The sequence below is a fragment of the Anaerorhabdus sp. genome (genome assembly GCF_036637135.1).
In the GTDB taxonomy this organism is placed as follows: domain Bacteria; phylum Bacillota_I; class Bacilli_A; order Erysipelotrichales; family Erysipelotrichaceae; genus Anaerorhabdus.
Genome location: NZ_JAVWNC010000059.1, coordinates 1 through 11331, shown reverse-complemented (window position 1 = coordinate 11331; position 11331 = coordinate 1). Strand labels below are relative to the sequence as shown.

The window sequence follows — 11331 nt, the reverse complement described above, 5'->3', positions numbered from 1 at the left end:
GCTACAGCACATTGCGTATCTGTTGTTCCATAGGCATTTGAAGCACCACCACAGACTTTGATTGTTCCATACAAGTTTCCTGGCCAATCGTTGTAATAACCATTGCCACTTGAAATATTGTATAACGGTACTTCATCAACATAAATCGTTGCATAATATGATGTACCACCGCTTGCAACTGCAGGGTCGAATAAACAAGCTCCTGTTGCTGGTATATAATTCTTACCATCATTCAAAGTCAAATCTTTTGTACCACCAGAGCAGTGACCTTTAACTAACCAAGAAACAGATAATGAACCATCCATATTCAATGTTGCACTCATTCCAGATAGGGAAGGAGCTTCTTTTGAAGCACTCTCACTCAATGGAGCAAGAGGTGGATGACCTTTGCGTATTTCAGCAGTTACAGACATATATTGTGTTTCTGGTGTTAATTCGGCATATGGATATGAACCCAATACATAGGTAATATCTTCAATGTCAGTTGGTCTTTGAATTGCTTCGGGTTTTGTACTTGATGTTTCTTCGACAGTATCCATCAATAATTTACTAATTTTTCCGGGTATATTTAATCCACTCTTATATCCATTAAAATAAGTTCCTTTATCTTTGACACCCTTATCGTATCCAATCCACACAGCGTTAGTAAATTGTGTGGATGATGATATCATCCATTTATCTTTTGCGGCACCAATTGGAATGTTATAAACAATTCCATCTTTTGCCCAGTCGGAAGTACCTGTTTTTGCATAGACAGGATAATCACGCTTTAAGATTTGCATGTAATTGTAATAAGGTCCTTCAACAGCATATTGCATTAACTCAGCAACAAGATAAGCTGAACCTGAACTTAATACTTTCACATTTTGATTTTCTGGATATACGACTGTTCCATCAGGGAAAACAATTTTTTGTATTGTATGTGGTTGGTTATAGATACCACCATTAATAATCATGGCATGGGCACCAGCCATTTCAAACACGGTTGTTTCAAACGATGATCCACCAATCGCATAACTAATATCAAAGTTATCATTAGTTACTTTACTAAATCCAATTGTTTGTAGATATTTTACAACTTCTTCTTTACCAATTTCATCAATAACTTGTTGAAGTGTATCAATCGCAGGTATATTTAATGATTGAGCGAATGCTTGGTCAATGTAAACATCACCACGATATTGTCTATCAAAGTTTTTAAGGACAAGACTACTACCACGATAGGTATAAGGTCTATCTGTTAAAACATGTTTACTCGACCAATATAATTTCTCAAATGCTAATGCATAAGATAAGAAAGGTTTTACTGCTGATCCTGGTTGGCGATAACCTGAAGTAGCACGATTTAATAAACGAGCACCTTCATAATTTCTACCTCCACCGACACCGAGGACTGCACCTGTACGATTATCCATTGAAACAATTGCTGTTTGCATCAAATCGTCTGGGAATGGAATATTTGCGCTACCATCTTGGATGGAGTCAATTACTTCTTGAACATCGCGATTCATATAAGTGTAAATAGTCATGCTAGTTAGAGCAGGGTCTTTACCTGTTAATTCTTGTGCTTCTTCAATAACTGCATCGATATAACTTTGATATTGACTGTTAGCACGATTGTATGTCTTCTCTTCACCAACAAGTAAATCCTCAACTTTTATAGCTTTGGCTAATTCAGCTTCATCTTTAGTGACATAACCATGATAAGCCATCATATCTAATACAGTGTTTCTTCTTTGTGTTGCATAATCAAGAAAGTTATAAGGATTGTATTTATTTGGAAGGTTTACAATACCTGCAAGCAAAGCTGCTTCACTTAATGTAACTTCTGAAATATCTTTGCCAAAATAATAAAGGGCAGCTTTTTGTATACCTCGAATGTTACCTCCAAAGTTTAATTTGTTTAAATATTTCTCGAAAATTTCATGTTTATTAAAATCTTTTTCTATTTTTAACGCTAGGAAAATTTCTTGAACTTTACGATCAATTGATTTTTCTGCAAGCTTAGAATTGTTAATATCGTCAATACTAAAGTAAGTATTTTTTACAAGTTGCATCGTGAAGGTTGAACCTCCTTGTGCAAAACTTCCTGATTTAATATTTTCAATAAATGCTTTAGTAAAACGAGGTAAATCAAATCCAGGATGTGTGAAGTAACGTGAATCTTCGATGGCTACAAAAGCATCAATTACTGATTCAGGCAAACTATCATATGTAATATTTTCACGTAGGTAAGCACCAAGTTCTGTGACCACTTCTCCATTACTATCATAAATCTTTGATGACTCTGCACCAGTGAAATCCGTAAGATTTAATTCTGGTGATGTTAATATGATTTTTGATAAAATACCTAAACCAATACCACCAATGATTAATCCGCAACAAATGATTATTACAATGATTGAAGCTAGTATTTTTTTACCTTTACTTGGCTGATGTTTCTTTGGTTTATCATCATGATGGATTTCATCTGTTATTTTCTTTAAAACAATTGTTTGTTCCATATCGACAGGATTGTCTTTTTTCTTTGTTGGAAAAGGAAATTGACCTTTTGTCTTTTGTTCTTGCTCATTTGAAGTTGTGTCATCTTCTTCAAAATTATAAATAGCCTCTGTTTTTTTATCTTCTTGGTTAGCATGAGGTTGATTATTCTTTGTTTTAGGTTCTTTACTCTTAATAATCTTTGGTTCAACATCAATAATTACATCATCATTTTCAACAATAGGAGAAGCATGTGTCTTTTTAAAATCTATAATATCAAGTGGTTTATTCTTAACATCTTTAATAGCAGTATTTTCGATTGATTTATCGCCTGTATTATCAGCTAAAATGTTTTTATTATCTTCTGGTGCATCGTTTACATTCTTTGACTTCGCATCAGCTATATCAGAAACTGTTTTTGCATGTCGTGGTTCTTTTTTTACTTCTAATTCATTGGTAGGAACAACAGGTTCTTTCTTTGTTGTTTTCTTAGTCGTCTTAATTTCCGGTGTATCGCTTATAGATAAAGAAATATCTTTCAAGCGTGTTTCAAAATCTGCGAAACCTTCTTCAATAAATTTCTTAGTTGATTTTGCACTTGTTTTTTCTTTCTTTGGTTGTTTTGGGGATGACGAAGTTGGAATAACGTCTAAAACTGAATCAGTTGTATTTTCAACGGACTCACTTTTCTTCTTAGTTGTACTTGTTTTAGCTGTTGCAGGTTTTGTTGTTTTTGCAGCTACACTTTTAGTTGTTTTCTTAGGTGCAGTTGTTTTTTCTTTTTTATCTTTCTTTTCAGTCATCATATCATCACTTTTTGTACTCTTTTTTGTTTTTGTACTTTTCTTTGATGTTGTATTTTCACTGGAAGATTTTTTTTCTTTAATTGGTTTTTCAACAGTTTCTATTGTTGATTTAACCTTTGCTTTTTCATCCATTTTATCACTCCAAACATATGCTCATCCATTTTAGCATAAAAATAGGTAGAATGCTTTGATTTTCCATCTAAATCGAGTGAAAAGTAATACTTTTACTAATCTTAACTTGTGAAAAAATGGTGATTAAAAAATGATAGGGTTTTCATTTTTAACTTGAATGATTTTCTAGAAAAATGGATAATCTATGGTAGAATGTTTATAGAGGTGTAGTCATGATTCATTTACACGCAAGAAGTTCATATTCACTGTTAAATAGTACCTTAACGATTCAACAACTTGTTCAAAAGAGTAAAGCGTTGAATTTTTCATGTTGTGCACTAACTGATAGTGATGTTCTGTTTGGTGCTTTTGAGTTTTATCAGGCATGTATAGATGCGAAGATTAAACCGATATATGGAATTGAAGTTGGTTGTGAAGTAAATAATGAAACAGTTAATTTCTTGCTGTTAGCGAAGAATAATAATGGCTATCGAAATTGCATATTATGTTCAAGTATTGTTTCAAATTCCGCGAATAAATTAAGTTTAGAACAATTAAAAGAGTTCGCAGTTGATAATGTTGTGGTGATTTATGGTGAAGGTGGCATTCTTGAATCAAGTTTGGTGAATGAAAATGATGCTTTATGTACTCAACAAATTAAAGAAATGTTATCCATGTTTGATGATTGTGTATTCGCATTGTCATTGAATGATGCATCTTATTGGCAAATCAAAAACCAAATGTTGAAAAGAAAAGTATTGGAATGTGGTGGAAGAACGGTTGCGTTAAGCAAGATTTATTATGAAAAAGAAGAGGATGCAATTTGTTATAAAATTGTCTCGGGTATTCGTTTAGGAAAAACATTGAATGATTATTCACTTCCATCAATACAAGGAAGACATATACGCAGTGCAAAAGAAATGGAAGATTTATATGATCAAGATGATTTACTTGAAACAGAAAAGATTGCGGAACGATGCAATGTAAGTTTCGAGAGTTTTCATACATCAATTCCAAAGTTTAAAACACCCAATAAAATTGATGGTAAAAATTATTTAACACAAATGTGTATTGCAGGATTAAAAAAGCGATTAGATAATCAAATAACAAAAGAATATACAGATCGTTTGAAATATGAGTTAGATGTTATTATTTCTATGCATTTTGAAGATTACTTTTTAATTGTTTATGATTTTATTCGTTTTGCAAAGAAACAGGGAATTTATGTTGGGCCAGGACGTGGAAGTGCAGCTGGTTCTTTGGTAGCGTATTGTTTGGGAATTACACATGTTAATCCAATACAACATAATTTATTATTTGAACGATTTTTAAATCCGGAAAGAATATCAATGCCGGATATTGATACAGATTTTCCTGATGATCGTCGAGATGAAGTAATTCAGTATGTGTATGAAACATATGGTAAAGAACATATTGCTCATATTATTACATTTGGAACATTAGGTGCTAAACAAGTTCTTAGAGATGTAGGACGTGTCTTGGATATTCCTTTGCGAGAGATTGATATGATTTGTAAAGCAGTTCCATTTGCACCGAAAATGACTCTTAAGAAAGCTTATGAAGAATCAAGTGTATTGAGACAATACATCGATGCAGATAAGAGATTTACAGAACTTTTTAAATATGCATTAAAGTTGGAAGGGTTACCACGACATGCCAGTACACATGCTGCAGGTATTGTTATGTCAAGTAAGGAACTTAATGAAGTAATACCTACGATTCAAATTGAACAAGATATGGTTTCAACTCAGTACACAATGGAATATTTGGAATCAATGGGATTGATTAAGATGGATTTTTTGGGATTAAGAAATTTAACTATTATTGATCAAGTTGTTGATCGAATTAAACTTGAACAACCTGATTTTAATATTCTTCAAATACCTCTAGATAATAAGCAAACTTATGACCTAATCAAGAAGGTAGATACGGTAGGTGTTTTTCAACTTGAATCAAGTGGTATGAAAAGCTTGGTACGTAAAATGGAACCAACACGGTTTGAAGATATTGTTGCGACGATTGCGCTTTTTAGACCAGGACCAATGGAAAATATTCCACTTTATTTAGAAGCAAGAAAAAAAGAAAATGAGATAACGTATCTACATCCAAGCTTAGAAGCGATATTAAAGGATACGTATGGTATTATGATTTACCAAGAACAAACCATGCAAGTAGCACAAGTAATGGCAGGATTCTCACTTGGTAAGGCTGATATTTTACGCAAAGCAATGTCTAAAAAGAAGATTACTGATTTAAAATTATTAGAAGAAGATTTTATTCAAGGATGTTTAAATAATGGACATAGCAATGCATTAGCTCATGAAATATTCGAATTGATTTTGAAGTTTGCGGGATATGGTTTTAATAAAGCACATTCTGTTGCGTATGGATTAATTGCATATCAAACGGCCTATCTAAAAGCAAATTATCCATATGAGTTTTACTGTGCATTATTAAATAGTGTAATTGGTTCAGAAAGTAAAACAGCTGAATACTTAGATGAATGCAGAAAAAAAGAAATTGTAATTCTGTCACCATCTGTAAATCAAAGCACAATGACATTTGATTTAAATGATCATCAAATTCGTTTTCCACTACTTGCAATTAAAAATGTAGGTGGAAGTGCAATATATGAAATTATGGAAGAAAGAAGTAAAGGTTTATTTACAGATTTCCATGATTTTGTAGCGCGTATTATGACAAAAAAAGTAACTCGTAAAGTAATTGAATGTCTGATTGATGCAGGTGCATTGGATGAATTTAAAATCAATCGCAAGAGCATGCAAGCCTCACTTGATGATGCAATTCGTTATGCGGATTTGGTTCGTATTGAAACAGATGGACAAGCTAGAATTGATTTGGGGTTGGTATCAAAACCAGTTCTATACCAAATTAAAGAAGATCCAATCGAAAGAAGTGAGAGAGAAAAAAATGTTCTTGGTTTTTACCTTGGATCTCATCCAATTCTTCAAATTAAGAAAAAACATAGCATTTTAGTTGAACCACTAGTAAAATTAAGACGTACTCATGGATTTGTAAAAGGATTCTGTTGTATATCAAGAGTTCGTCAACATCGTACTAAAAAGGGTGATTTAATGGCGTTTGTAGTAGGTTATGATGAATCTGGAGAAATGGATTTAGTCTTTATGCCTAATATTTACCAAAAAGTACAAGCGCAATTGAATAAAGGAAAATACATCTATTTTGATGGAAAAGTTGATGAGAAAGAATCTTGTTTAGTTAATAAAATACAAGTTTTAGAAGATGATAAATAGGAGGTATTACAATGGCAAAGATATTAATCGTGGATGATGAATTGAAAATAAGAGAAGTTGTACGTGAATATGCTTTATTAAATGGTTATGAAGTTGTAGAAGCGAGCGATGGACTAGAGGCAATCCAATGTGTTGAAGTAGAAGACTTTGATTGTGTTATTTTAGACATTATGATGCCAAAATTAGATGGTTTCTCTGCGTGTAAACAAATCAAGAAATTAAAGGATATTCCTGTCATAATGCTTTCAGCAAGACAAGAGGAATATGATAAATTATTTGGATTTGAATTAGGTGTTGAGGATTATGTTATTAAACCTTTTTCACCAAAAGAGTTAATGGCACGTGTGAAAGTAATCTTAGATCGTGGACGAAGCAAAGAAAATCAAATTCTTAAGTTTGGTGGTCTTACTATTGATGTCGATGGACGTAGTGTTTCTGTAGATGGTGCTAAAGTAAACTTAACACCAAAAGAAATTGATTTACTTCTTTTTATGGTTAAGAATAAGAATATTGCCTTATCAAGAATGAAGTTACTTGAAGAAGTGTGGGATTATGATTACTTTGGTGATGATCGCACAGTTGATACGCATGTTAAAATGTTAAGACACAATTTAGGAAATTACCGCGATTATATCGTTACGGTGAGAGGAATGGGATATAAGTTTGAAGCATAGATTAAGAGGGATAAAATTCAATGTTTGGTTGGATTTCTTCTTATTCGCACTTGGAATTTTACTTGTCCTTGGAATTCTTCAATTTTCACTAATTAAACCATATTATCGAAATAACAAAATTACTGCAATCCAAGAGGTTGCGACAAAATTTGAATCATATATTGTTGATAATGAAAACGGTAGTGAATATTTGGTGGATAAAGCATTTCAATTGGCTGTAAACAACAGTGTATGTGCCGCTATCTTCAATGAACAAGGAAAACTTGTATACAGTGCAGATGGATTGGGACAAAGTTGTATATTCAATCAAAAAATCAATTTACAAGAACAAGAAATTGTTCCTTTTAATGATGGGTTGATTTTAAATGAATATATAAAAGTGAATGATAATTCCTTTTCTGAAGTACTGATTAATTCAAAAAGTAAACAAGAAATGATTTTGTTCGGTGAGAAAATTGAAACTAATTTAGGAAATCTATATTTATATATCAATAGTCCGCTTGAACCTGTAGACTCAATTATTAGTTTCTTTCAAGAACAGTATTTCTTTTATACATTGATTGTAATTGGTTGTTCAATCATGATTTCAATATTTATATCGAATGGATTATCGAAACCCATTGTAAAAATGAAAGTGTCTGCCGATGCATTAGCTAAAGCAGATTATGAAAATACTCATTTTGAGGGCTCATATTTTAGAGAAATCAATGAACTTGCGACAACATTAAATGAGGCAACTGATAAATTAGAAAAAGTAGATGAGCTACGAAAAGATTTGATCGCGAATGTGTCGCATGATATCAAGACACCACTAACTATGATCAAAGCATATGCAGAAATGATTAGAGATATATCTGGAGATAATCCAGTAAAAAGAGAAGAACATTTGGATGTAATAATACAAGAAGTAGATTATTTAGATCACTTGGTTTTGGATATGCAAGAATTATCAAAAATGCAATCAGGTAACTATGAATTAAATCAATCCAATTTTGATATTGTTGAAAAAACAAAGAATATTTTAACACTATTTCAAGTATTAATAGATGAGCATCAATTTGATGTCAAACTCGAAAGTGATGATAGTTTAATTCTTTTTGCAGATGAGATAAAAATCGGTCAAGTTATTTATAATTTCTTATCTAATTCATTCAAACATTCCGATGAGAATGGAAAGATTACAATACGAATACTTAAGAAAGATGATTCGGTACGTATTGAAGTTGAAGATGAAGGATCGGGAATACCGGTTGAAAGTATTCCTTACATTTGGGACCGCTATTATAAGATTGATAAAACATTTAAACGTGCAGCAGTAGGAACAGGACTTGGTTTAGCAATTGTTAAAGCTATTTTGGATAATCATCATGCTCAATATGGAGTTATAAGTGAGGAAGGAAAAGGTTCAACGTTCTGGTTTGAACTCGCACAAGAAAATGTCTTTTGATTACTTACCAGAAACAACGATTGAAATTAAGCAAAGGAAAGATATGTTTCGCATGAATTCAGATACCCATTTTTTAGGTAAGTTTATGGATGTTAAAAATGATGAAACAGTATTGGATATTGGGTGTAATAACGGGGCATTGTTATTGTATGCAAGTGAGTTTAAACCAACAAAATTAGTGGGTGTTGATTATTTTAAAGAAGCAATAGAACTTGCAAAAGAAAACTTTGAACACAATCATTTAAATGCCGAATTATATTGCAGCAAGATTCAAGATTTTAACTATGATGCATTTGATGTTATTTTGTGTAATCCTCCATTTTTCAAGTGTGATGAGAAATCAAATGTAAATGAAAGTGAATATTTGCGTATTGCAAGGCACGAGGAAATGTTAGCGTTGGATGAATTGTTTCATCATGTTTCAAGATTATTGAATGAAAATGGTCGATTTTATTTGGTTCATCGTTCTACAAGGTTAACAGAGATTGTTGAAATTGCGATTCGATATGGATTTAAAATTAAACGTATGAGGCAAGTATTTGATCAAAATAAAGAGCATTCGACGAGTAGTTTATTTGAAATAATTAAAGGTAAAAATAATCAAGTATTAGTTGAAAAACCAATATTTCTAGAACGCTAATAAGACACCCATAAGGTGTTTTATTTTTGATCATCTATAGGGTTACTGCTTACGTAAATATACTGAAAGATGCATCAAGAAAGAATACCAAGAGATTATTCGCTAGGAGTCTTAATTCAATTAAAATAAAATATTATTATGGTGAGAGGAGAGATTTGGGTGCAAAGAGTATTAGAATTTGTTGATAACATCGTTTATAATGATGTGGAAAAGAAGTAAGGTGATAATATGTCAAAAATAGAAAATTACTACAACAAATTCAATGAAGAAAAAAGACTATTAAGTCGTCATGGGCAAGTAGAATACATTACTTCTATGAAATATATTCACGAGGTGTTAAAAGGGGATAAGGCTAAGAAAATATTGGATATAGGAGCTGGAACAGGTAGATATGCAGTTGCTTTATCAGATGAAGGTTATGATGTTACAGCAATTGAACTTGTGAAAAGCAACCTAGGAGTTTTAAAAGCAAAAAAGAGTTCTGTAAAGGCGTATCAAGGGAATGCTCTTGATTTATCTAGATTTCAAGATGATAGTTTTGATTGTGTTCTATTATTTGGACCAATGTATCATTTATTTACAATTGACGAGAAAGTTAAGGCACTTCAAGAAGCAAAACGTGTAACTAAGAAATCAGGTGTTATCTTAGTCGCATATTGTATGAATGATTATGCGGTTATCACTTTTGGGTTTAAAGAAAATAAAATAAAAGAATGCTTAGAAGATGGACGTATTACTTCAAATTTCAAAACAGTTCCAAAGGAACAGGATTTATATAGTTATGTAACGCTAGTGGATATTGATCAATTTAATCATCTTGCAGGCCTTCATCGACATAAAATAATAAGCCCGGATGGACATAGTGATTTTATGCGTCCTACCTTGAATCAAATGGATGATGAAACCTTTGATTTGTATATTCAATATCATTTGCTGAATTGTGAGCGTTTAGATCTCATTGGAGCAGGTTCACATACCTTGGATATTGTCTATAAATAAGCTAATTTTAGTAAATGTGAGATTATTATGAATATTTGAAAAAGAATGATTGTTTTTTTGAAAATACTGGTATAATAGTAACAATAATGTGCCAAGAGAGCGCATTATGAGGAGGAAAAAAGAATATGAAGCATTTGATTGATCCAATGGACTTATCAGTAGAGGAGATCAACGATCTTCTTGTCTTGGCGGATGATATCATCCTAGACAAAACGAAGTACAGAGATGTTTGTAAGTACAAGACACTAGCAACCTGTTTCTTTGAACCAAGTACAAGAACAAGATTAAGCTTCGAAGCAGCGATGCTCGAATTAGGTGGAAACGTTTTAGGCTTTTCATCGGCAGATTCAAGTAGTGCCGCAAAAGGTGAAAGTGTAACTGATACTGCAAGAACAGTTGCTTGTTACGCGGACATCATTGCAATGCGACACCCTAAAGAAGGTGCACCGTTTGTTGCGACAAGGGGGTTAACGGTACCTATTATTAACGCTGGAGATGGTGGACACAACCATCCAACACAAACCCTAACTGATTTACTAACAATCCATAGAGAAAAAGGACACTTTGATAACTTAGTTGTTGGACTTTGTGGAGACTTAAAATTTGGTAGAACAGTACACTCACTCATTAAAGCATTAACACGTTATAAGAATATTCATTTTGTTCTTATTTCACCTGAAGAATTGAGAGTTCCTGAATACATTTTTGAAGATGTATTAAAGAAATCAAATGTAACTTATGAAGAAGCACGTACGATGGAAGAAGTGATGGATAAATTAGATATCCTTTATATGACTCGTGTACAACGCGAACGTTTCTTCAATGAAGCTGACTACATTCGTTTAAAAGATAGTTATATCTTAGATGTAGAAAAACT

Annotated in this window: 7 protein-coding genes; 6 read left to right on the top strand and 1 reads right to left on the bottom strand. The window is 32.3% G+C overall.

What is annotated here, in order from left to right; all coding sequences use genetic code 11:
• A partial coding sequence (locus RR643_RS09645) for a transglycosylase domain-containing protein (RefSeq protein ID WP_332483080.1) occupies positions 1-3419 on the bottom strand: 3419 nt, incomplete at its 3' end.
• Between the two features lie 212 nt (positions 3420-3631).
• Here RR643_RS09645 and dnaE point away from each other — a divergent pair.
• The 6 genes from dnaE to pyrB form a co-directional block, all read left to right on the top strand.
• On the top strand, positions 3632-6694 hold the full coding sequence (gene dnaE / locus RR643_RS09640; RefSeq protein ID WP_332483079.1) for a DNA polymerase III subunit alpha: 3063 nt from the start codon (positions 3632-3634) through the stop codon (positions 6692-6694).
• Positions 6695-6705: 11 nt separating this feature from the next.
• Complete coding sequence (locus tag RR643_RS09635) at positions 6706-7368, top strand: response regulator transcription factor (RefSeq protein WP_332469842.1); 663 nt, start codon at positions 6706-6708, stop codon at positions 7366-7368.
• Positions 7358-8815, top strand: a complete 1458-nt coding sequence (locus tag RR643_RS09630) for a sensor histidine kinase (protein ID WP_332469841.1) — start codon at positions 7358-7360, stop codon at positions 8813-8815. The genes RR643_RS09635 and RR643_RS09630 overlap by 11 nt, the downstream gene beginning before the upstream one ends.
• Positions 8757-9455, top strand: a complete 699-nt coding sequence (locus RR643_RS09625) for a tRNA1(Val) (adenine(37)-N6)-methyltransferase (protein WP_332483078.1) — start codon at positions 8757-8759, stop codon at positions 9453-9455. Before RR643_RS09630 ends, RR643_RS09625 begins: the two co-directional genes overlap by 59 nt.
• A gap of 228 nt (positions 9456-9683) precedes the next feature.
• Complete coding sequence (locus RR643_RS09620) at positions 9684-10454, top strand: class I SAM-dependent methyltransferase (RefSeq protein ID WP_332483077.1); 771 nt, start codon at positions 9684-9686, stop codon at positions 10452-10454.
• Between the two features lie 125 nt (positions 10455-10579).
• Positions 10580-11331: aspartate carbamoyltransferase (pyrB, locus tag RR643_RS09615; protein ID WP_332483076.1), on the top strand; the 752-nt coding region annotated here is incomplete at its 3' end.